The sequence below is a fragment of the Variovorax stachyos genome (assembly GCF_051400855.1).
Classification (GTDB): domain Bacteria; phylum Pseudomonadota; class Gammaproteobacteria; order Burkholderiales; family Burkholderiaceae_C; genus Variovorax.
In genome coordinates this window covers 43,907-65,001 of record NZ_JBLFFN010000011.1, presented here as the reverse complement: position 1 = coordinate 65,001, position 21,095 = coordinate 43,907, and the positions used below count along the sequence as shown (strand labels likewise).

Annotated in this window: 18 protein-coding genes and 3 pseudogenes; 7 read left to right on the top strand and 14 right to left on the bottom strand. The window is 67.2% G+C overall.

Annotated elements, in window-relative coordinates; all coding sequences use genetic code 11:
• Nucleotides 1–11 precede the first annotated feature (11 nt).
• Complete coding sequence (locus ACMGEZ_RS19650) at nucleotides 12–662, top strand: redoxin domain-containing protein (RefSeq protein ID WP_436823952.1); 651 nt, start codon at nucleotides 12–14, stop codon at nucleotides 660–662.
• Here ACMGEZ_RS19650 and ACMGEZ_RS19645 read toward each other — a convergent pair.
• The gene (locus tag ACMGEZ_RS19645) at nucleotides 569–1,711 is read right to left on the bottom strand and encodes a GlxA family transcriptional regulator (protein ID WP_436823951.1); all 1,143 of its coding nucleotides are present in this window, start codon (nucleotides 1,709–1,711) and stop codon (nucleotides 569–571) included. The two genes, ACMGEZ_RS19650 and ACMGEZ_RS19645, sit on opposite strands and share 94 nt — an antisense overlap.
• Nucleotides 1,712–1,807: 96 nt before the next feature.
• On the opposite strand from ACMGEZ_RS19645, the gene ACMGEZ_RS19640 reads away from it, so the two are divergent.
• The 3 genes from ACMGEZ_RS19640 to ACMGEZ_RS19630 all read left to right on the top strand — a co-directional run bounded on the left by ACMGEZ_RS19640 (nucleotide 1,808) and on the right by ACMGEZ_RS19630 (nucleotide 4,972).
• On the top strand, nucleotides 1,808–3,118 hold the full coding sequence (locus tag ACMGEZ_RS19640) for a tetratricopeptide repeat protein (RefSeq protein WP_436823950.1): 1,311 nt from the start codon (nucleotides 1,808–1,810) through the stop codon (nucleotides 3,116–3,118).
• A 130-nt stretch (nucleotides 3,119–3,248) separates the two neighbouring features.
• Entirely contained in the window at nucleotides 3,249–3,635 is a 387-nt protein-coding gene (locus ACMGEZ_RS19635) for a helix-turn-helix domain-containing protein (protein ID WP_436823949.1), read from the top strand.
• 20 nt (nucleotides 3,636–3,655) lie between these two features.
• Nucleotides 3,656–4,972 (top strand): type II toxin-antitoxin system HipA family toxin, encoded by a 1,317-nt coding sequence (locus tag ACMGEZ_RS19630; RefSeq protein ID WP_436824073.1) that lies wholly within the window; start codon nucleotides 3,656–3,658, stop codon nucleotides 4,970–4,972.
• Here ACMGEZ_RS19630 and ACMGEZ_RS19625 read toward each other — a convergent pair.
• The 6 genes from ACMGEZ_RS19625 to ACMGEZ_RS19600 form a co-directional block, all read right to left on the bottom strand.
• Nucleotides 4,956–6,185 carry a porin gene (locus tag ACMGEZ_RS19625; RefSeq protein WP_436823948.1) on the bottom strand — a complete coding sequence of 410 codons (1,230 nt, stop codon included), beginning with the start codon at nucleotides 6,183–6,185 and terminating at the stop codon, nucleotides 4,956–4,958. The two genes, ACMGEZ_RS19630 and ACMGEZ_RS19625, sit on opposite strands and share 17 nt — an antisense overlap.
• A gap of 37 nt (nucleotides 6,186–6,222) precedes the next feature.
• Entirely contained in the window at nucleotides 6,223–7,851 is a 1,629-nt protein-coding gene (locus tag ACMGEZ_RS19620) for a 3-(methylthio)propionyl-CoA ligase (RefSeq protein WP_436823947.1), read from the bottom strand.
• 27 nt (nucleotides 7,852–7,878) lie between these two features.
• On the bottom strand, nucleotides 7,879–8,850 hold the full coding sequence (locus tag ACMGEZ_RS19615; RefSeq protein ID WP_436823946.1) for a quinone oxidoreductase family protein: 972 nt from the start codon (nucleotides 8,848–8,850) through the stop codon (nucleotides 7,879–7,881).
• A 37-nt stretch (nucleotides 8,851–8,887) separates the two neighbouring features.
• Nucleotides 8,888–9,859, bottom strand: coding sequence for a Bug family tripartite tricarboxylate transporter substrate binding protein (locus ACMGEZ_RS19610; RefSeq protein ID WP_436823945.1), 972 nt, complete (start codon nucleotides 9,857–9,859; stop codon nucleotides 8,888–8,890).
• 19 nt (nucleotides 9,860–9,878) lie between these two features.
• On the bottom strand, nucleotides 9,879–10,937 hold the full coding sequence (locus tag ACMGEZ_RS19605; protein ID WP_436823944.1) for a beta-keto acid cleavage family enzyme: 1,059 nt from the start codon (nucleotides 10,935–10,937) through the stop codon (nucleotides 9,879–9,881).
• A gap of 65 nt (nucleotides 10,938–11,002) precedes the next feature.
• Nucleotides 11,003–11,851: a TauD/TfdA dioxygenase family protein gene (locus tag ACMGEZ_RS19600; protein ID WP_436823943.1), complete on the bottom strand. Its 849-nt coding sequence runs from the start codon at nucleotides 11,849–11,851 to the stop codon at nucleotides 11,003–11,005.
• Nucleotides 11,852–12,004: 153 nt separating this feature from the next.
• On the opposite strand from ACMGEZ_RS19600, the gene ACMGEZ_RS19595 reads away from it, so the two are divergent.
• Both ACMGEZ_RS19595 and ACMGEZ_RS19590 read left to right on the top strand, forming a co-directional pair.
• Nucleotides 12,005–13,057 (top strand): AraC family transcriptional regulator, encoded by a 1,053-nt coding sequence (locus ACMGEZ_RS19595; protein ID WP_436823942.1) that lies wholly within the window; start codon nucleotides 12,005–12,007, stop codon nucleotides 13,055–13,057.
• A gap of 204 nt (nucleotides 13,058–13,261) precedes the next feature.
• Nucleotides 13,262–14,971 carry a uracil-xanthine permease family protein gene (locus ACMGEZ_RS19590; RefSeq protein ID WP_436823941.1) on the top strand — a complete coding sequence of 570 codons (1,710 nt, stop codon included), beginning with the start codon at nucleotides 13,262–13,264 and terminating at the stop codon, nucleotides 14,969–14,971.
• An 82-nt stretch (nucleotides 14,972–15,053) separates the two neighbouring features.
• On the opposite strand, the gene ACMGEZ_RS19585 is transcribed toward ACMGEZ_RS19590, so the two are convergent.
• The 6 genes and pseudogenes from ACMGEZ_RS19585 to ACMGEZ_RS19560 form a co-directional block, all read right to left on the bottom strand.
• The gene (locus tag ACMGEZ_RS19585; protein WP_436823940.1) at nucleotides 15,054–15,305 is read right to left on the bottom strand and encodes a hypothetical protein; all 252 of its coding nucleotides are present in this window, start codon (nucleotides 15,303–15,305) and stop codon (nucleotides 15,054–15,056) included.
• A complete protein-coding gene (locus tag ACMGEZ_RS19580) occupies nucleotides 15,275–15,835 on the bottom strand; it encodes a hypothetical protein (protein ID WP_436823939.1) in 561 nt (186 codons plus the stop codon). The genes ACMGEZ_RS19585 and ACMGEZ_RS19580 overlap by 31 nt, the downstream gene beginning before the upstream one ends.
• A gap of 82 nt (nucleotides 15,836–15,917) precedes the next feature.
• Nucleotides 15,918–16,301, bottom strand: a pseudogene (locus ACMGEZ_RS19575) (DEAD/DEAH box helicase family protein); the annotation flags it as partial.
• A 24-nt stretch (nucleotides 16,302–16,325) separates the two neighbouring features.
• Nucleotides 16,326–16,460 (bottom strand): annotated as a pseudogene (locus ACMGEZ_RS19570) (ABC transporter ATP-binding protein); the annotation flags it as partial.
• Nucleotides 16,461–16,484: 24 nt separating this feature from the next.
• Nucleotides 16,485–17,264 carry an alpha/beta fold hydrolase gene (locus tag ACMGEZ_RS19565; RefSeq protein WP_436823938.1) on the bottom strand — a complete coding sequence of 260 codons (780 nt, stop codon included), beginning with the start codon at nucleotides 17,262–17,264 and terminating at the stop codon, nucleotides 16,485–16,487.
• A 275-nt stretch (nucleotides 17,265–17,539) separates the two neighbouring features.
• Complete coding sequence (locus ACMGEZ_RS19560; protein WP_436824072.1) at nucleotides 17,540–18,322, bottom strand: SDR family oxidoreductase; 783 nt, start codon at nucleotides 18,320–18,322, stop codon at nucleotides 17,540–17,542.
• Between the two features lie 123 nt (nucleotides 18,323–18,445).
• On the opposite strand from ACMGEZ_RS19560, the gene ACMGEZ_RS19555 reads away from it, so the two are divergent.
• On the top strand, nucleotides 18,446–19,342 hold the full coding sequence (locus tag ACMGEZ_RS19555) for a LysR family transcriptional regulator (protein ID WP_436823937.1): 897 nt from the start codon (nucleotides 18,446–18,448) through the stop codon (nucleotides 19,340–19,342).
• On the opposite strand, the pseudogene ACMGEZ_RS19550 reads toward ACMGEZ_RS19555, so the two are convergent.
• Nucleotides 19,270–20,856 (bottom strand): annotated as a pseudogene (locus ACMGEZ_RS19550) (tannase/feruloyl esterase family alpha/beta hydrolase). The gene ACMGEZ_RS19555 and the pseudogene ACMGEZ_RS19550 overlap by 73 nt on opposite strands.
• Nucleotides 20,857–21,095: the final 239 nt, after the last annotated feature.

Below are 21,095 nucleotides of genomic sequence, written 5' to 3'. Positions count from 1 at the left end.
AGTCACTTCATATGGAATCGACGATGCATCCCGTGGCGCCCGGCGAACCGGCGCCGAACTTTGCCCTCCCGGCCGTCACCGGCTCCGGCATCATCTCGCTCGACGACTACCGCGGCCGCAGCCCGCTTTTCCTGTCCTTGATGCTGGGCCTGTGGTGCCCCTTCTGCCGCCGGCAGCTGGCGCAGCTCGGCACCTTCGAGGACAGGCTCAAGGGAATGGGCGTGGAAAGCCTGGCGGTGGTTGCCACTGCGCCGGAGAACGCGCGGCTGTACTTCAGGTTCAGGCCCACGAAAGTGCCCCTGGCCGCCGACCCGGATCTTTCCACCCACCGCGCCTACGGCCTCCCCAAGCCCGAGCCCACGCCGGCGCTGATGGAAGCGTTGGACACGGTGCGCGTCAATCCCTTCGGCGACCTGCCCGAGCCGCTGCCGATCTCGCAGGCGGGGAAGGTGCTGCAGGAGATGGACGGCTACCAGTGCACGCCGGCCGACCAGCGGGACGTCGAGAAGCAGTGGCCGCAGCTGAAGGGGCTGTTCATGATCGACCGCACGGGGGTCGTGCGCTGGGCTTACGTGGAATGTGCGACCGAAGGGCTGGCGGGGCTCGGGAAGATGCCGTCGGTGGAGGAAATTCTGGAGGCGGCGCGCAGCTGCGCGACCTGACCCCCGCCTTCAGCCAGCGCCGCACGCAAGCCGCCGAAGCGCCGGCGGTACTGCGGCGGCGTCAGGTTGACCTGGCGCCGGAACAACCGGCCGAAGAATGCCGCATCGTCATAGCCCACCTCCTGCGCCACCGCCGCGACCGGCAGGTCGCAGGTCTCGAGCAGGTGCTTCGCCTCCTCGATGCGCATCGTGTGCACGTACTCGAGCGGCGCCATGCCGGTGGCCAGCTTGAAGCGGCGCTGGAAAGAGCGCGGCGGCAGGCCGCTCATCCGGACCATCGCGGCCACCGGCGCAGGGTCGGCGTAGTGGTCGGCGATCCAGGCCTGGCAGCGGCCGATCAGCGCGTCGTCGACCTGCGCCGAGCGTGCGACGCGCGCGAAGGGCTGCTGGCCGACCTGGTGCCAGTCGATCAGGAAGAGCCGCGCCACCTGCATCGCGGCCTCGATGCCGGCGCAGCGCGCAATGACGTAGAGCCCCAGGTCCATCCACGAGGTGCCGCCACCGGCCATCACCAGCCGGTGCCCTTCCCCCGTGACCATCAGCGCGCGCTGGGACTGCACGCGCACCGCGGGATGGCGGCGCTGCATCGTCTCGCAGTAGGCCCAGTGCGTGGTGGCCTCGTGGCCGTCGAGCAGGCCGGCTTCGGCCAGCAGCATGGCGCCGGAGCAAGCCGTGGCCATCAGCGAGCCTTCGGCATGGCAGCGGCGTAGCCAGGCGGCCTCGCGCTGGAACATCCCGGCCTCCCTGTGGTCGATGGCGAGCAGCGATTCGGGCACGCAGACCACGTCCGGCGCGGCGCAGTCCGACATCGGCACGTCGACGCGGATCGGCAGCCCGTTGCAGCCCGTCACATGGCCGGGCTGCGCGGCGACGATGAACGGGTCGAGCACCGACTGGCCGTACTCCCCTTTCAGCACCCAGGGCCAGTCGCGGCCCGCGGACTTGAACATCTCGTACATGCCGTAGACCACCGACGCGGAACTCAGCGGCGTGGCGACGATGGCGATGCGCGGGAGCGGCGCCGCGGCGGTGCTCGTTGGCTGATTCATCAGGCTTGTTGCCGGAATGGCTTCGTGCGTCGGAGTGCGCTGAATTTACGCTTCAGCCGCTATCCGCTCAACCATCAATCCTGAGGAGTTTTCACCATGGCCAACACCTTCCGCGATGCGCACGGCGAAGCGCTTTCCACCACCGACCGGTCCTCGCTCGCCGCCTACGACCGGGCGCTCCAGCTCTTCCACGGCTATCGGCTCGATCCGCTCGCCGTGCTGACGCCGACGCTCGAGCGCGACCCCGGCTTCGTCTCCGGCCACCTGCTGATGGCCGGCCTGGTGCTCGGCGCCATCGATGGCTCACTGCTCGGCATGGCCAAGGCCAGCGTCGATGCCGCAGCGGCCCATGCGGCCGGCGCGAATGCGCGAGAGAAGTCGCTGATCGGCGCACTCGGGGCGTGGAGCGAGGGCGACATGCTGCGCGGCAACCAGCTGCTCGGCCGGCACCTGATCGACTATCCGCGCGACCTCCTCGCGCTGCAGTTGGCGCACGCGAGCGATCTCTTCCTCGGCCATTCGTTCATGCTGCGCGACCGCGTCGCCCGCGTGCTGGGTCGCTGGAGCGTCGAGGACGACGGCTATGGCTACGTGCTCGGCATGCATGCATTCGGACTAGAGGAGTGCAACCAATACGCGCAGGCAGAAGACGCCGGGCGTCGCGCCGTCGAACTGCACCCGCACGACAGCTGGGCGGTGCATGCCGTCGCGCATGTCTGCGAGATGCAGGGCCGCGCGGAGGATGGCATCCGCTGGCTGAAGGCGACGCAACGCGATTGGGCGACCGATTGCGCGATGGCGGTCCACAACCACTGGCACCTGGCGCTCATGCATATGGCGACCGGTGACATGGATGCGGCGCTGGCACTCTATGACGCTGCAGTCACGCCGGCGCCCGAGGCCGTGGCATTGAACCTCAACGACGCGACGGCCCTGCTGTGGCGCCTGACGTTGCGCGGGGTCGATGTGTCGGGCAGATGGCAAGCCCTGGCCGCGCGTCGTCGCGTGCAGGCGGCCTGGGGCCGCAACGCGTTCAACGACATGCACACCGTGATGACGTTGGCTGCGGCCGGCGACGAGCCGGCATCCATCGCGGGGATGGCTGCGATGAGCGAGGCCGTGCGGTATGCGGGCGCGCATGACTGGGACGTGGCGGTGCCGGCCAGCATCGGGCTGCGGGCCTTCGCGGCCGGGCAGTACACGCGCTGCGTCGAGCTGCTGCTGCCCTTGCTCGCGGCAAGCACGCCGCTGGGAGGCAGCCATGCTCAACGCGACCTGCTGCATCTCACGGTCGTCGAGGCCGCGAGCCGGGCCGGGGACCGGGCCCTGGCGCGGGCGTTGGCGGATGAGCGGGCGGCGCGGAAGGTGGGTGCGCGCAGGCGGGTCGAAGAGGCTGTTGCTGCCTGAACGTAGCGCGATGGGCCTTGGGGGGGAGGGGCAGGTATCGCCCAAAGCCGATATGTTGCATATATCGCTTTCAGCCGATATAGTGCATTTATCAGCCAGTGCCGATATTTCCCCCCCCAACAGGCCCACGATGGACTACGCAATCCGGCTCGCCGATCAACTCCGCGCTCACCTGCGCTCCTTGCGCAAGCAGCGCGGGCTGACGCAGGCCCAGCTCGGCCAGCGCTTGGGCATCGGGCAGGCCCGCATCGCAGAAATCGAAGCCAGGCCGGGGCTGATCAGCGTCGACCAGCTCATGCAGCTTCTTTCTGCGCTGGGCGCCACGCTCGTGCTGAGGGACGGCGCAGAAGGTGCGACGGCATTCGCGCCCGTGCTGGCCCGCGAGCCTGACCCCTTGCCTGTCGCACGGCGCGCCAAGGCTGCCCAGCCGTCCCGCGCGAAGCCCCCGGCGACAACCGCCGCGAAGCGCATGTCGAAGCCTCTGCTCGTCATCCCGCCGAAGAAGGGCTCCTGGTGAGCGCTGCCCTCGGCATCTGGATGAACGGCGAGCTTGTCGGCCACTGGAGCGTCGAGCGCGGCACCAGCACCCTGGCCTACGCGAGCGAGTGGCTGCAGTCCGAAAAGCGCCGCTCGTTGTCGCTGTCGCTGCCCATCACCGGCGCGCGCGAGATCCGCGGGCAGGTGGTGGCCAACTATTTCGACAACCTGCTGCCCGACAACCGCACGATTCGCGAGCGCCTGAGCCGACGCTTCAGGACCCGCAATGCCGACGCTTTCACCCTGCTCGAGGCCATCGGCCGGGACTGCGTCGGCGCCGTGCAGCTGCTGCCCGAAGGCAGGGTGCCGCAGGGCTGGGACCGCGTCGACTGCGAGCCATTGAACGACGCGGAGGTGCGCAGGCTGCTGGACGCCGTGCCCTCCGACACCCCGCTGGGCCGAGCCGCGGAGGATGAAGACCTGTTCCGCATCTCGCTCGCGGGTGCGCAGGAGAAAACCGCACTGACCCGCGTCGGAAAGCGATGGTGCCGGCCCCATGGCGCGACGCCGACCACGCACATCTTCAAGCTGCCGCTGGGGCTGGTCGGCGGATCACGGCGCGTCGACCTGTCCGATTCCGTCGAGAACGAATGGCTCTGCGCGCAGCTGATCTGCGAGCTGGGCCTGCCGGTCGCCAACTGCGAGATCGCGCAGTTCGATGGACGCAAGGTGCTGGTCGTCGAGCGCTTCGACCGCGCCTGGATGGACGGCAACCAGTGGATCGCCCGCCTGCCCCAGGAGGACTTCTGCCAGGCGCTCGGTTGTCCGCCCGAAAAGAAATACGAGAAGGATGGCGGGCCCGGCATGCAGGCCTGCCTGAAGTTGCTGGACGGCAGCGCCGATGCGCAGCTGGATCGCACCGCGTTCCAGCTCACCCAGCTCGCGTTCTGGCTGATGGCGGCCACCGATGGGCATGCGAAGAACTACTCGATATTCCTCGAGCAGGGCGATGCCTACGTGATGACTCCGCTCTACGACGTCATCTCGACCTGGCCTTACATCGGGGACGGTGCCAACCAGTTCCGATGGCCCAGCGCGGGGCTCGCGATGGCGCTGCGCGCGAAGAATGCGCACTACGCGCTTCACACCATTCAGGCCAGGCACTGGCACGGCCTGGCGATGAAGAACGGCGGGCAGGCCGTGTGGGAGGCCATGAATGCGATGGTCGCGGAGGTCGAGCCGGCGATCACGAGGGTCGAGGCGCGGCTTCCGGCTTCTTTTCCGGGGAAGCTCTGGACGCGCATTGCCAAGGGCATGCGATCGCAGGTTCGGCAGTTTGAAAGTGGGTTGACCGCGCTCGTCAGAACGCGTGTCTGATGCCGAAGTCGTACCCGTAGGAACTGCGAGGCTCCATGCCGCCGGTGCTGACATACGCCGGCTGGGGCAGGATGGCCGGCAGGCTCAGCACCAGCGGGGTGACGCCCATCACCGCCGGGTTGTTGTGGCCGTTGCGCACGCGGATGCGCGCGACCGACGCATACAAGGCCGTGCGCTTGGACAGGTTGTGCACATAGCCGAGTGCCAGCTTGTTGACCGAGGCATCGCCGTCCGGCAGGCCGTTGCCGTTCTTGAAGTTCACCCGCGCAAGCGATGCGCGGATGACGCCGGGCCCGACCGGCACGTTCACGCCGGCGACGAGGCCGTCGTAGCGGTCCGTCACCCGGATGGGCAGGGCCACGGTGCCGTCGCGCACGTCGCGCACGCGCGACCACTCGCCCATGACCTTCACCATGCCGAAATCGTAGGAGCCGCCGATGTTCAGGCTCTTGATCGTCTCGCCGCCGGGCACGGTGCTGACCAGGGTGCTTTCGCCATAGCCCAGTGCCACGTCGGCCCTGCCGTCGGTCCAGCCCAGGCGGCCGCCCACGTAGCGCCCGCGCTCGGACGTGCCGGTCGGCGCAGGGCTGACCTTGGTGTTTTCGTGCACCGCGTACTGCACCTGCCCATAGACGCCCGCCAGTCCCGCCGGCAGGAAGTAGCTGATGGCGTTGCTGGTGCGCAGGTAGCTGTCGGTGCCGGCAGACAGCCCGCCGCCCAGCAACCCGCCGGTCGCCAGCGCCCGCGAAGCCGCCAGGTTGCTGTTGACCACTGCGATCAGGTTGGTGCCGACGCCGTTCACGCCGAAGGGGTCGAACACCGCGTCGTTCCAGAACGAGGCCGTGTAGTCGCGACCCAGCCGAACCTCGCCGAAGGGCCCGGACAGGCTCACCGTCGAACGGCGGCCGAAGTTCGCGATGCCGGAGGCGCCCGAGTCGTTGGCCACCGGCGCTTCCAGCCAGAAGCTCGCCGCCAGCCCGCCGCCCAGGTCTTCGGTCCCGCGAAACCCGATCCGGCTGGAGTTGTAGCCCGAGCTCGACAACACCTTCTGGCTTTGCGTCACCTCCCGCGGCAGCGTCGCGCCGAAGGAACGGCTCTTGACGCTGTAGTAGCTGACGCCGGCATCCACCACCCCGAACAGGGTGAGTGACGATTGGGCCGGGGCCGTGCCCGCGGCGGCGAGCGCGCAAAGCGGCAGCACGAGTTGCTTCACGGTCTGTGTCTCCTCATAAGAATAGTTGTCGCACTCTTCAAGCCGAAGCCAGCAAGTGGTCGCGCCAAGCGTCGCGCAGCACGTTCTTCTGCACCTTGCCGGTGCCGCCCAGGGGGATGCTGTCGACGAACACCACGTCGTCCGGTGTCCACCATCTGGCGATCTTTCCTTCGTAGAAGCCGAGCAGTTCGTCGCGCGACAGCGCATGGCCGGGCTTCTTCACCACGATCAGCAGCGGGCGCTCGTCCCACTTCGGGTGGCGCGCGGCAATGCAGGCGGCAGCTGCCACCGCGGGGTGCGCCACTGCAATGTTCTCCAGGTCGATGGAGCCGATCCACTCGCCGCCGGACTTGATCACGTCCTTGCTGCGGTCGGTGATCTGCATGAAGCCCTCGGCGTCGATGGTCGACACGTCGCCGGTCGGGAACCAGCCGTCCACCACCGGGCCGCTGCCTTCGCCGCGGTAGTAGCCCGAGGCGATCCACGGGCCCCGCACCATCAGCTCGCCCGCGGACCGGCCGTCGTGCGGCAGGCGCTCGCCGTCGGCGTCGACGATCTTCATTTCCACGCCGAACACCGCGCGGCCCTGCTTGGCCTGCATGGCCAGCCGCTGCGATGCATCGAGCCGCAGGTGTCGCGGCTGGAGCTTGCACACCGACCCCAGGGGGCTGGTCTCCGTCATGCCCCAGGCGTGCAGCACCTCCACACCATGCCGCTGCTGGAACGACTGGACCATCGCGGGCGGGCAGGCCGAACCGCCGATGATGGTGCGGCGCATGGTGCTGAACTTCAGCCCGTGGGCTTCCACGTGCGCGAGCAGGCCCTGCCACACGGTCGGCACGCCGGCCGACACGGTGACGCCTTCGGCTTCGAACAGTTCGTGCAGCGACGCGCCGTCGAGCCGCGGGCCGGGGAACACCAGCTTGGCGCCGACCATGCACGCGATGTACGGAATGCCCCAGGCGTTCACGTGGAACATCGGCACCACGGGGAGCACGGTGTCGCTGCCGGAGTAGCACAGCGCATCCGGCAGCGCCGCGGCATAGGCGTGCAGCATCGTCGAGCGGTGGCTGTAGAGCACGCCCTTGGGGTTGCCGGTGGTGCCGGACGTGTAGCACAGCGACGAGGCAGAGCGTTCGTCGAGCTCGGGCCAGTCGAATTCGGGCGCGTGGGCTTCGAGCAGGTCCTCGTAGCACAGCAGGTTCGGCACCGTCGTGGCGGCCGGCATGTGTGCCCGGTCGGTCATCGCGACGAAGGTCTTGATCGTGGCCACCCGCGGCGCAATGGCTTCGACCAGCGGCAGGAAGCTGAGGTCGAAGAACAGGACCCGGTCTTCCGCGTGGTCGGCGATCCAGACCACCTGGTCGGCATGCAGCCGTGGGTTGACGGTGTGCAGAACCGCGCCCGAGCCCGACACCGCGTAATACAGCTCCATGTGACTGTGCCCGTTCCAGGCCAGCGTCGCCACGCGCTCACCGGGCCCGATGCCTCGCGCGGCCAGCGCGTTGGCCAGCCGGCGGGCGCGCTGGCCGAGCTCGCGGTAGGTCATGCGGTGCAGGTCGCCCTCGACCCGACGCGACACGATCTCCTGGTCGCCGTGCTGGCTCTCTGCGTGCGTGAGCAGGCTGGAGATCAGCAAGGGCCGATCCATCATCAAACCGTTCATGGGAAGTGCTTTCAGGGGGAAGGAAGATCAGGGCACCAGGACGGTGGACCCGGTGGTCTTGCGCGACTCGAGTGCGCGATGGGCTTCGGCCGCATCCGCGAGCTGGAACACCTGCTGGGGCTCGCTAACGATGCGCCCGGCCAGCACGTGGCCGAACAGCTCGCGTGCCATCTCCAGCATGTGCGTGCGGGGCTGGATGTAGTGCACCATTGCCGGCCGCGTGACCCACAGGGACCCCTTGGCGGCCAGCACCTGGGAGTCGATCACCACCGGCCCCGACGACGTGCCGTTGCTAACCAGCGAGCCGCGCGGCTGCAGGCAGTCCAGCGACGCCTCCAGCGTGTCCTTGCCCACCGAGTCGTAGACGACCGGCACGCCGTTGCCGTCGGTGATCTCCTTGACCCGCTGCACGATGTTCTCGCGCGAGGTGACGATCGTGTGGGCGCAGCCGTTCGCCTTGGCGAGCTCGGCTTTCTCGTCGGTGCTGACGGTGCCGATCATCGTCACCCCCATGGCACGGGCCCACTGGCAGGCGATCAGCCCCACGCCGCCCGCCGCCGCGTGGTAGAGGATGGTCTCGCCGCCCTGCAGCGGGAACACCTGGCGGAACAGGTACTGCGCCGTCATGCCCTTCATCATCAAGGTGGCGGCCGTTCGGTCCGAGACGCCGTCCGGCAGCGGGATCAGCACCTCCGCCGGCATCACCCGCACCTGCGAGTAAGCGCCCTGCGGCCCGATCAGATAACCCACGCGGTCGCCGACCCGGATGTCCGTCACGCCGGGCCCGATGGCCTCGACCACGCCCACCGCGTCCGAGCCCAGCCCGTTGGGCAGCGCGAGCGGATAGCGCCCGGTGCGGAAATAGATGTCGATGAAGTTCAGAGCCACGTAGCTGTGGCGCACGCGCGCCTGGCCGGGGCCGGGGTCGCCGACCTCGACGTCTTCCAGCTTCAATACCTCGGGCGCGCCGGTCTCGTAAAAGCGGATGGCCTTGGCCATGTCTCGTCTCCTTTTCTCTGTCGTCGGAGGTGGGCGCTCAGTTGAGCTTGATGTCGAAGGTCTTGACGATCTCGGCGTTGCGGTCGTATTCCTCCCGCAGCTCGCTCTGGGCCTGCGCCAGCGAGCGCGCGGGCATCGGCTCGAAGCCGGCGCCGATCAGCCGCTCGCGCACGGTCGGGTTGGCCGCGACCTTCTGCAGCGCCGCGTGGATCTTCTCGGCCAGCGGCGCGGGCATCTGCGACGAGGCGATCACGCCCGTCCAGTTGCTGAAGTTCAGCCCCGGGTAGCCCAGCTCCGCCAACGTGGGCGTGTTGGGAAACTCCGGCATGCGGGTCTTGGTCGCGACCGCGAGCAGCCGCACCTTTCCCCCGGCGATCAGGTTCTTGGACGTGACGGCCCCGTCGAACATCAGCGGAACCTGGCCGCCCATCAGCTGCGCCAGCGCCGGCGCCGACCCCGGATACGGCACATGCTGCATGTCCAGGCCCGCCGCCTTGTTCAGGATGGCGCCCGCGTACTGCGATGCCGTTCCGGCGCTGTACGAGGCATAGGACACCTGCCCCGGATGCGCCTTCACGTAGGCGATGGCCTCCTTCGCGTCCTTGGCAGGGAACTGCGGCGAGGCGATGAAGAGCATCGAGGAGAGCGCCATCAGCGACAGCGGCTTGACATCCTTCAGCGGATCGAAGCCGCCCTTGAGCACATGCGGCACCTCGGTGAGCACGTTGCTGGCCGTCACCATCAGCGTCTGCCCATCGGCCGGCTGCGAGAGCAGGTACTTGACCGCGATCGAACCGCCCGCGCCCGGCTTGTTCTCCACCAGCACCGGCTGGCCGATGTCGCGCGAGAGCTGGTCGCTCACGATGCGCGCCATCACGTCGATGGTGCCGCCCGGCGGCGCGGGAACGACCAGCTTGACCGGCCTGTCGGCAAAGGCGAATGCGGGGATTGGCGCCAGCGCCGCGGTGGCGAACGCGGCACACAGGGCGAGGTGGAAAGAGCGCTTCATGGTGCCTCCCGTGCCGCGCTCAGGCGGCCTTGCGCAGGAAGCCTTGCTGGCCGCCATTGCGATTGGGTGCGAAGCCGTTGGCCAGCAGCGTCTCTTCGACCGTGTCGTAGAACACCCCGATCTTGCAGATGTCGCGCGCCTGTTGCGCGGTCGCGATCGGCCGACCGAATTCGCCTGCGATGCGCACCAGCTGCTCGATTTGCGTGACAGTGCCGATCTTCGCGGTGCGCGACTGGTTCCAGAGGTTGTCCTCGGTGCCGCAGCGCACGTGCAGCCCGAGCGCGATGCCGATCATGTTGATCGGCAGCACATTCAATACCGAACTTTCCACCGTCAGCATCGCGCCGTCGGGCACCGCACGCACGAAGTTGGCGAGGTTGTAGATGTTCGGCGCGTCCATGCCGCCCCCGATCGCCACCCAGTTCAAGGCCAGCGGGCCCTTGTAGATGCCGCGGCGCATCAGCCGCTCGACCGACTCGAAGCTGTTGATGTTGTAGCACTGGAAGGCGCTCTGGATGCCCGCTGCCGACAGGCGGCGGATGTGCTCCTCGGCCCAGCCGGGCTGGGCCGGCACCGTCATTTCCTTGTAGGCATTGAAGACGGCCGGGTCTTCCATCGACGTGCCCTGGATGTCCCGCGCGTCGAACTGCTCCAGGATGTTCATCTGCGAGGTGTTGATCGTCACCGTCACCTGGTCGGGCTTCGGGTCGAGCTCGGCCAGCATGTGGCGCGTGTCGTCGCTCAGCCACTTGGCGGCGGCGCCTTCGGTCTCGGGCGCAAAGCTGATGGAGCCGCCCACCTGGATGATCATGTCGGGCACACGCTCGCGCACGCCAGCGATCAGCTCGTTGAACTTGGAAAGGCGCTTGGAGCCCTTGCCGTCCAGCTCGCGCACATGCAGGTGCAGCACGGTGGCGCCGGCCTCGTAGCAGTCCACCGCCTTCTGGATCTGCTCTTCCATCGTCACGGCGATCTCGCCGGGAAAATCCGAGGGCACCCACGAAGGCGCATAGGGTGCGGCCGTGATGACCAGGGGCTGCTGGTTTTCGGGAAACAGGTGACCGTCGAGGAAGTTCATTGAATGCTCCGGGGAATGTGGGGAATGTGAGGAATGTGGGGAAGTCGGGGTGTTCGGCCGCCGGGTCAGAACGTCGGCGTGCCGACGATGCCTGCGCGTTCCATCTTGCGATGGCAGGGTGGGTAGTCCATCACCGCGTAGTGCTGCGTGGCCCGGTTGTCCCAGATCGCCACGCTGTTCGGCTGCCAGCGCCAGCGCACCTGGTACTCGGGGATCGCGGCCTGGCTGATCAGGTATTGCAGCAGCGACGACGCGCCCTGCACGAAGTCCTGCCCGTAGCGCACGTTGGCCGGCGTGTGGAAGTTGGTGAAATGCGTCGTGAAGCTGTTGACGAACAGCACCTTCTCGCCGGTCTCCGGGTGCGTGCGAACCACCGGATGCTCGGCATCGGGGAACTGCGCCTTCAGCATCAGCCGCTTCTCCGCCGGCATGGCCGCGCCGAAGGTCGCCTCGATGCTGTGGCGCGCCCGCAGCGGGGCGATCAGCGTCTTGATGTGCTCGGGCAGCCTCTCGTAGGCCAGCGCCATGTTGGCCCACATGGTGTCGCCGCCCACAGGCGGGCACTCGACGCAGCGCAGCACGCAGCCCATCGGCGGCACCTCGCGCCAGGTCGCGTCGGTGTGCCAGCTGTTCTCGTAGCGGTCGTTGGGCGCGTCGGGCGTCTTGTAGATGCGCACCAGCCCGGGATGCTCGGGGTCGCTGCCGGCAACCGGATGGTCTTCGAGTTCGCCGAAGCGGCGGGCGAAGGCCACGTGCTCCTCGCGGCTGAATGCCTGGTCGCGCAGGAACAGCACCTTGTGCCGCAACAGCGCAGCCTTGATCTCGAAGAACAGCTCGTCATCGTGAATCGCGTCGGCCAGCCGGACGCCCACGAGCTGTGCGCCTATCGCGCAAGTCAGCGCTTCGATCTGCATGTCTTGTCTCCTTCTTGTTGCCCTGAGTCCAGGAGGCTCGGGCGGTGAGTCGACTGTAGGAGTCGCACCATGCCGGCGCTTTGCAATGCATGCCATTCGCTTGACATTTGATGCCAAAATCCACGCACGACTGAACGGCGGAAAGGCTTCACCATGGCGGCCCTGGTGCGCGCAGCCGCGCTGACGAACTTCTCCGAAGTTGCACAGGAGCTCGGGCTCGACCCCGGCGCAGCGCTGCGCCAGGCGGGGCTGCGGACCACGCTGATTCGCCAGCCGGACCAGCTCGTCGAAGCGGATCGGGTTGCGCGCCTCTTCGAAGACGCCGCCCGCAGCACGGGTTGCGAATCGTTCGGCCTGCGCATGGCGGCCCGGCGCCAGCTGTCGAACTTCGGCGTGGTCAGCCTGCTGCTCATGCACCAGGCCACGCTGCGCCAGGTGCTGCTGACGCTCATCGAGCACCTGCATCTGCTCAACGAGCGCTTGGCGATCGAGGTCGAGGACGTCGGCAGCATGGTCGTCCTGCGCGAGGAGCTGGCGCTTTCGGTGGCCGCCCCGCAATCCATCGAACTGGCGATCGGCGTTCTCTACCGCATGGGCGAGGTTCTTCTGCATGACCGCTGGCGGCCGACGAGCGTCAGCTTCACGCACGCAGCGCCGGCTGAGCCGTCGTTTCATCGCCGCTTCTTCAAGTGCCGCATCGAGTTCAACAGTGCCTTCAACGGCCTGGTGTGCCGCGCCGCCGATCTGGACGTGGCCAACCCGGCCGCCGACCCCGTGCTGGCCGAGTACGCCAGGAAGATGATCGCGGATCTCCCCGATGACCGGCAGCGCTCCCTGGACGAGGAGGTCCGCAAGGCGATCTACCTGATGCTGCCGACCGGCCGCGCCACCTGCAAATCCGTCGCGGCAGGCCTGGGCATCAGCATGCGCACCTTGCAACGGGAGCTCGACGGGCGCGAGGTCACCTTCAAGGCGCTGATCAACGAAGTGAGGCAGGAGCTCGCGCGCCGCTACGTGGCCAACACCCACCACAGCCTGGGCGAGGTGGCGGCGATGCTGGGCTACACCACGCACAGCGCCTTCACGCGATGGTTCGGCACGCAGTTCGGGTGCTCGCCGGAAACATGGCGCGCACGGTCGGCGCCGGTGGCGAGCCGTGCCGGTCGCCAGCGGCGCACGACGCATGCAAGGCGAGGCGCCGGATAGGTCGACCTCCACCTATCATGCAAAGCCAGTTTTCTGCATTTATCGTCGCTGGGCGATAAGGAATACTTAGTGGCTTCAGCCGATAAATGAACCAGCTGAAGCAATGCGCTGCGTCTCACCCGCCGGGCTATGATCCGCGCGGCCCAGCGGCCCCACGGCGCTTCCTGCGCCCGCGAGCGCCTCAACCCGAATCAAGGCAAGCCGATGTCGCACAAACCGGTGGGATTGATCTATGGGGTGGACGAGACGCCTCCGCTCGGCGTCAACATCTTCAGCGGCCTGCAGCATGTCGGCCTGATGTCGATCTTCTTGGTGTACCCCGTGCTCGTTGCGCAAGCAGCCGGCAGCACGGCGGAGGTGGCGGCAGCGATGGTCAGCGCCACGCTGATCGCGATGGCCGTCGGCACGGTGCTGCAGGTGATCACCGTCGGGCCCATCGGCTCCGGCTATCTCTGCCAGCCTTCGCCCAGCGTGGTCTACGTCGTTCCTTCGCTCATCGCCGCGCGCAACGGCGATCTGTCGGCGGTGTTCGGCATGACGATCCTGGCGGGCCTTTTCGAAGTGGCCTTGTCGCGCGTGCTGCCGCGCCTGCGTGCGCTCTTCACCCCGGAGATCACCGGCCTGGTCGTGCTGCTGGCCGGCATTTCGGTCGGCGTGGTCGGCTTGCGCACTGCGCTGGGCAGCGCGCAAGCCGACACGGCGCCGGCGCAGGTCGACCTCTTGCTGGGCCTGGGCACACTGGCCTTGATGGTCGCCCTCAACGTCTGGGGCCGTGGCGGCATGCGCGTCTTCAGCGTGCTCATCGGCCTGGGCGCCGGCTGCGTGATCGGCGCGGCCCTCGGCCGGCTCGACACCGACGGCATGGCTCGCGTGGCAACGGCACCGTTGCTGGCCTTGCCCGCCTTGGGACCGGTCGGCTGGTCTTTTGACGCGACGCTGGTGCTGCCCTTCCTCATCGCCGCCGTGGCCGCCGTGCTGAAGGTGATCGGCAACGTCACCACCGCGCAGAAGGCCAGCCAGGCCGGGTGGGTGCGCGCCGACATGCGTTCCATCAGCCGCGGCGTGCTGGCCGACGGGCTGGGCTCGGTCGCGGCCGGGGCGTTGGGCGCGCCTGGCATCAACTCGTCCACCGGCGCGGTGGGCTTGGCGACCGCGACCGGTGTCGTCAGCCGGCGAATCGGCTGGTCGGTCGCGGCGATCCTGCTGCTGTTCGCCTTCATGCCGAAGCTGGGCATGCTGTTCAACCTCATCCCGCGCCCGGTGCTCGGTGCGGCGCTGGTGTTCTCGTCCACCTTCATCGTCATCAACGGCCTGCTGATCATGACCTCGCGGCTGCTCGACGCCCGCAAGACATTGGTGATCGGCCTGGCCATCGTGTTCGGCCTGGCGGTCGAGATCTTCCCGGGGCTGGTGGCCGTCCTGCCGGCGGCCCTGCGGCCTTCGTTCGGCAATTCTCTGGTGCTGGGGACACTGGTGGGACTGGGGTTGAACCTGCTGTTTCGCATTGGGCTTCGGCGGAGTGTTTCGATGACGGTGGCGCCTGGCGCTGTCGATCCGATAGCGCTGGAACGGTTTCTCGACGAGCACGGGGCTGCGTGGGGGGCGCGCAGCGACGTCATCGCGAGGGCCAAGTTCAACCTGGTGCAATCGGTGGAGACCTTGGTGTCCCTTGGCGTTATCTCGGGTCCGCTCGACATTCAAGCCTCGTTCGACGAGTTCAACCTCGACCTGCAGGTGTCGTACGAAGGTGCCGACCTCGAGCTGCCGCACCAACGTCCGACCGTCGATGAAATTGTCGATTCGGAGGACGGCGAGCGGCGGCTTGCGGGCTTCCTTCTGCGGAACTTTGCGGATCGGGTGACTTCTCGGCGTTCGGGGCTGCGGGCATCGGTAGCGTTTCACTTTGATCACTAGCTGCGCAGGTGCACAGCTGCGATGGGTGGCTACGCGCGGGAGCGCTGGAGCAGCAACCAACCCGAGGGGGTGATCTCGGTGACTAGCCCGCCGACCCGTGGACCACGCCAAGTGAATCGACTAACACAGGCAGCCACTCGGCAAACGACCGATCCCCGGTGCCGGCTTTCGCCGCAGCGGGCTCGGTGGGCGGTGGCTTCGGCAGCTTCACGGTTTTGGTTGCCGAAGGGCGGCCACTGTTAGCGCTGCTGGCGTTTGCCAATTCCAGCAGAAGCAGTTCTTCGCCAAACCGTCGATATCGGATCAGTTCGATGTTGCGGTTGATCTGCTGCACGGCATGGCCGTCGTACTTGGTGAAGTCGGCGGCAATGCACACCAGCCGCGGCGCCGTCCAGTCGATAGCATCGGCCGCCGGCTTTCCCAGTTGTCCATCACCAGCAGCTTGAACTCGGCCTGGTGGTCCATCAGCCAGTCCAGGTAGAACAGGCCCTGGTTGATGACGTTCTCGCCGACTGGACGCTTGTATTCCAGGATCACCGGGCAGTTGTTCTCGTCCAGGCCTAACGAGTCGATGCGGCCTGCGTGGGTCTTGCCGGTGGCGGGCTTGGTGATGAAGGTGTTGGCGTTGGCGTAGATCTCCTGGACGGCGCCACGGCCGTGCAGGCCGTAGTCGAGCAGCATTTCCTTGTAGATATCCAGCCGCTCGGGGGCCGAGGCGTTGAGCAGGTCGTCCCAGCGGGTTCCGGGTTGCTCGACTGGCGGCTCGGACTTCTTCGGGCGCTTCCAGACTTTGAGCCGGTCTTCCTGCCCCGTCTCTTTCATCATCTTCAGGAACAGCAGGTAAGTCAGCTCGCTCAGGTACACGCCGGTACTTGGAGACGTAGTCGTCGTAGCCTCGGTAACTGAGTTCGGTGACCGATAACTCGCGGTCTAGCAGGTAGCCGCGGTGGCATTCGTCGACGATGATGCAGTCGTACTGGTCGATGGGCGGCGGTGCCTCACCTTCGGTGTACAGCACCCGTTGCACCATGCCCTGCACTGTGGCCAGGTGGACGGCGGTGTCTGCGTCGGGCAGTTGGTCGTCCAACTCCTTAATATCGAAGATGTCTGCGAAGGTCTGCAGGCGCTCCATCCGCGTGTCCTTGAATGCGTTCGCGGCCTGCTCACCCAGGGCCGAACGGTCGACCAGGAACAAGATGCGGCGGAAGCGCTTGGCCTTGAGCAGGCGGTAGATGTGGGCAATGCAGGTCTTGGTCTTGCCCGTGCCAGTCGCCATAGCCAGCAGGATGGAGCGCTGGCCCTCGCAGATGCTGGCTTCAGTGGCAAGGATGGCCTTCTGTTAGTAGGGGCGCAGTGGGAAGATCCCGCGCCCTTCGGGCACGTAGCCGATACCGCGCCGCGCCATCTTCTCGGGCGCCCAACCGGTCACGTCGTCCCCGTCCAGCTTCACCCGCCCGGAGGCCGGCCGCACATAGCCCGTCGGCGACCGGGCCGGCGACGCCCCGTATGGGCCTCACTGAGCCTTGCGCCCAGCCTCCCTCGCAGCCCGATCGATCACGTCAGCAACCATCTTCGGCTGGGTCATAAAGACCGCATGGCTCGCCTTGACCTCCTGCACCGTGGCGCCGATCCGCTTAGCCATCTTGTGCAGCATCCGCACGTCGAAGGCCTTGTCCTCGGTGGCAATCACAGCCCAGCTGGGCTTGGTTCGCCACGCGGCGTGATTGAGTTTGGTCGCAAACACCGACATGTTGATCGGCACCTGCGAGTCACGCAGGAAGGCGGCGTCCGCATCGCTGGCATCGCCGGCGAAGCCGATCTTGAACTTGTCGAGATTGACGAATCCGTAGCCGTCGGCTTGTGTGTCGATGACGAAGTCAGGGGCTGAAAATCCGGTGTACTGCTCGCTCGTGGTCTCGCCGGCGTCGGGCGAGAGGGCGGAAACATAGACAAGACCAACCACCTTCGGGTCGATACCTGCCTCGGTGATGACCGTGCCGCCCCAGGAGTGACCCACGAGGATGGTGGGCCCGTCGAGGCGCGCGAGCGCCCGCTGGGTCGCCGCCACGTCGTCGGCCAGGGACGTGAGTGGATTCTGGACAATGGTGACTCGATAGCCTCGACTGACCAGCTGGTTGTAGACACCGCGCCAGCCCGAACCATCGGCAAAGGCGCCATGCACCAGCACGACGTTCTTTGCCGGCACCTGTTGAGCGTGGGCGCCGCCACCCGGGCCAATGATGCTGGCGGTGGTGGCAGCGGCGATGAAGAGCTTGCGAATGAGTGAGTTCATTGGGTTGACCGTGAGAGTGTTGGAGAGAGTCGGAACCGAAATGGTAGGAAAGAACGCGTTTACAGGGTTGCAAAGAAGCCCGCTCTTCCGACTCGATACCGAATCCATTGCGCCGATCACGAAATTTCCGCCCGCCTTTTTCGACGGCTGCGCAATAAACGTAATCGCGCTCGAGGAGTCTTGACTGGCAAGCGGCTTCGGGGGCGCTTCAAGCCCTTATGGCTTGGCCGCTTTGCTTTCGAGTACGCATGCGTGCCGTGTTCGACTCGTCTTTCCTAGACCGTAGGAACGGTCCCCCCGTCGATCAGGTGCTCCGACCCGGAAATCGAGCCGGCGCGTGGCGATGCCAGAAAGGTGATCAGATCGGCGACCTCCTGCGGCCTGGCCGGCCGCCCGAGCGGAATACCGCCGAGGGATTGCATGATGATCCGCTTGCCGCCCTCGTAGTCCGTGCCGGCCTGGCCGGCCAGGCGCTCGGCCAGTGCCACGGAGGCTTCGGTCTCGACCCATCCGGGCGACACGCGCAGCACACGCACGCCCTTCGGCGTCACCTCTTTCGACAAGGCCTTGCTGTAGGTGGACAAGGCCGCCTTGGCCGCCGCATAGGCGGTGGTCGCTTCGGGCAATGGCAACAAGCGCTGGATCGAGCTGACGTGGATGATGACGCCGGAGCCCTGCGCGAGCATGGCGGGCAGCAGTGCACGATCGAGCCGGACGGCCGGCATGAGGTTCTGGTTCAGTTCGGCGAACCACTGCGCATCATCCAGGGCGGCAAAGCCGCCGCCCGGCGCGCTGGAGCCGCCGAGTACGTTGACCAGGATGTCGACGCCACCCCATTGGTCGAGCACCGATTGCGCGACCTTGGCGGCGCCCTCGGGCGTCGAGAGATCGGCGGCAACATGGATCACGTCGCCGGTCGACCGCGTCGGCGCAGAGCGCGCCGTCGTCATCACCTGCACGCCGGCATCGCGAAGGCTTTGAACGACAGCGGCGCCCACGCCTTTGGTGCCGCCGGTGACAAGCGCGCGCCGCCCCGCGAGTTGAAGGTCGAAGCTCATGCCGTGATGGTTCAGGGTGCTCATGGAGATGACTCGTTGGTGTTGAAGCCGCCAGGATGCGCCTCCGGTACCAATTAGTGAATCGCCTAGAATCTTCATGGGCTGTGAAGAGAGCAATACACAATGCGCGGATCGGAATATGCCGAGTTGAAAGCCTTTTCCGCCGTGATCGAGCGGGCAAGCTTCGCGCGAGCCGCGGAGCATCTGGGGCTGTCGCCCTCCGCGCTGAGCCAGACCATCCGCCAGCTCGAGGCGCGGCTGGGCACACGGCTGCTGAACCGCACGACGCGCAGCGTGGCGCCGACCGCCACGGGGGCGCAGCTGTACGGGCGCATCGCACCGCTGTTCAGGGAAATGGCCGAGGCCGTGGACGAGGCAAGTGCCGCCGCCGGGCAGACGCGCGGCGCGTTGCGCATCAACACGCTGGGCATGGCGGTCCGGCAGGTGATCGCTCCAAGGCTCGGGCGCTTTCATCGTGCGCACCCCGCAGTCGCACTGGACATCGTTGTCGACGATGGACTGAGCGACATCGTCGCCGGTCGCTTCGATGCCGGCATCCGCGTTGGAGGGCGGCTGGAAAAGGACATGATCGCCGTGCGCCTGACGCCGGACGTGAAGATGGTCGCGGTCGCGTCTGCGGACTACCTGGCGCGCCGTGGCACGCCGCGCACGCCCGCTGATCTGCACAACCACGCCTGCATCAACTGGCGACTCCAGGCCGACGGGCGCGCCTACCGTTGGGAGTTCGAAAAGAAGGGCAAGCGGATCGAAGTGTCAGTCGACGGCCCGCTCGTGACCAACAATTCCGACATCGGCGTGGCTGCGGCACTGCAGGGACTGGGCATCGCCTACGCCTTCGAGCGCACGAGCGTGGATGAGCATCTCGCTCAAGGACAGCTGGTGCAGGTGCTCGGCGACTGGTCGATCACACGGCCGGGGCTGTTTCTCTACCATCCCAGCCGGCGCCATGTCCCGCCCGGGCTGCGTGCATTCATCGAGTGCATGGTGGACAAACATTGAACGGAGACTCGTGGTCGACAGGCGTAACTCCCCGCTGACCCCACCGCGCCACCCACGAAAACAATCTTCTTCGGATAGCTGCACAGCGGCCGCCTCAGCGACTTGCTCGAGTTCGCCACCACCACGTTGTCCGGCGCCACCCCCTTCTCCACCCAATCGGTCAGCGCAGTGAAGAGCTGCCTCTGTGCCGGCAGCGGTGGGTCGGCCTTGGGGCTCGTGCCCGCCAGCCCATCGACCGAGCCGACGCCCGCGCAATGGCCCATCGCCGGGATCGGCAGGTAGCGGTAGAACTTCTGCAGCGCATCCATTCCCCCCATCGCCGTCGCCGCACGCTCGTAGTAGTGCCGCGTTCCCGCGTCCGGAATCAGCTAATCCGCAAGGCCGTGATAGGTCAGCAGCTTGCCGCCGCGGTCGCGGAAGCGCGTGAGGTCGGGGTTGTTGGCATTGATGTTGCCGAAGGCACCCTGCAGCGCCACACCGCGGTCGCTGGCGTTGGCGAGCTGCTCGTAGCTCAGGGCCTGCCAGCGGTTGGCGCCGTTGCCGGTGGCGTTCTTGAAGCCCGGGCCTGCGATGGTCGGGTCCTGCAGGTTGAGCGCGACCTGGTCGACCGCGATGCCGAAGGGCACGGGCACGCCATTCACCGAATCGGCCAAGCCGAAGCCGCGCAGGACGGGATTGCCGAGCGCGGTGCCGCGCGTCTGCCCGTACCAGATCTTGTTGATGGCACGGGCCTGGGCCGTGCTGAGGCAGGCTGTGGTCGCATTGGTGCCGCCGCTGCTGGTGCACAGCACGGACGCATCCTGCGTCGGGTCGTACTTGCACGCCGCGGGGTGGCTGATGAAGCCCTCATGCTGGCCGGTGAGCGCGCTGTCGCAGGCGCTCACCGCGGCGGAGGAGGCCAGCGTCAGCTGCGCCGGCGGAATGGGCGCCCCCAGGTCGCGCTGCATCACGATCTGGGGATAGAGCTCGCTGGTGATGAAGGTGGTCCAGTTGATGGCGCTGTTGCCGGCGAGGATGCCATCGAGGTCCTCGGGGTTGACCTGCGCCTCCATGTGGCCCTGGCGCCCGCCGGTGGAGCAGCCGTCCCAGTACGAGTACTGCGGCGCCTGGCCGTAGAAGCCGGTGGCGAGGGCCTTGGCCTTGACGCTCATCTCGTGGATGCCTCGGCTGGTGAAGTCGTTCCACAAGGTGGTGTTGATGGTGCCGTCCGGCTTCATGGCGAAGGAGCCGTCCATCACGGTGATGGGCGACGACGAGCGGTGGCCGGTGTCGGTGATCGCGCTCACCGAGCCCTCGGTTCCCGCCACGCGGGCCGGCGAATCGACGCCGCTGCCTCTGCCGATGCGGTCGAGCGCGCTGATCGTCGGGTCGCCCTCGAAGCCGCCGCCGCCGAGCACGTGCAGGCGGCTGTTCCAGGCCGTCTTGGCAGGCAGCCAGACCTCGATGCCGATGCCGGGCGAAGTCGATGGCGCATCCGCGGGTCCGGGATTGCCGGGGCCGACATTGAGCTTCACCAGGCAGAGGTCATTGGCGGCCGTGCTGCCCGACGGGGTGCCATTGAGGTTGAGGTCATCGCCCTTCTTGAACTGCCTGACCAGCGTGACGGTGGTGTTCGCGTCGGGCTTGAAGGCGGTCTTCAGCGATTCGTCGCATGCCAATGCAGCGGGCGCAGGCGCGGGTGCGGGCGCCGGCGCAGCCACGAACGGAAGGAACCCCCCGCCCCCACTTCCGCCTCCGCAACCGGCGAGCAGGG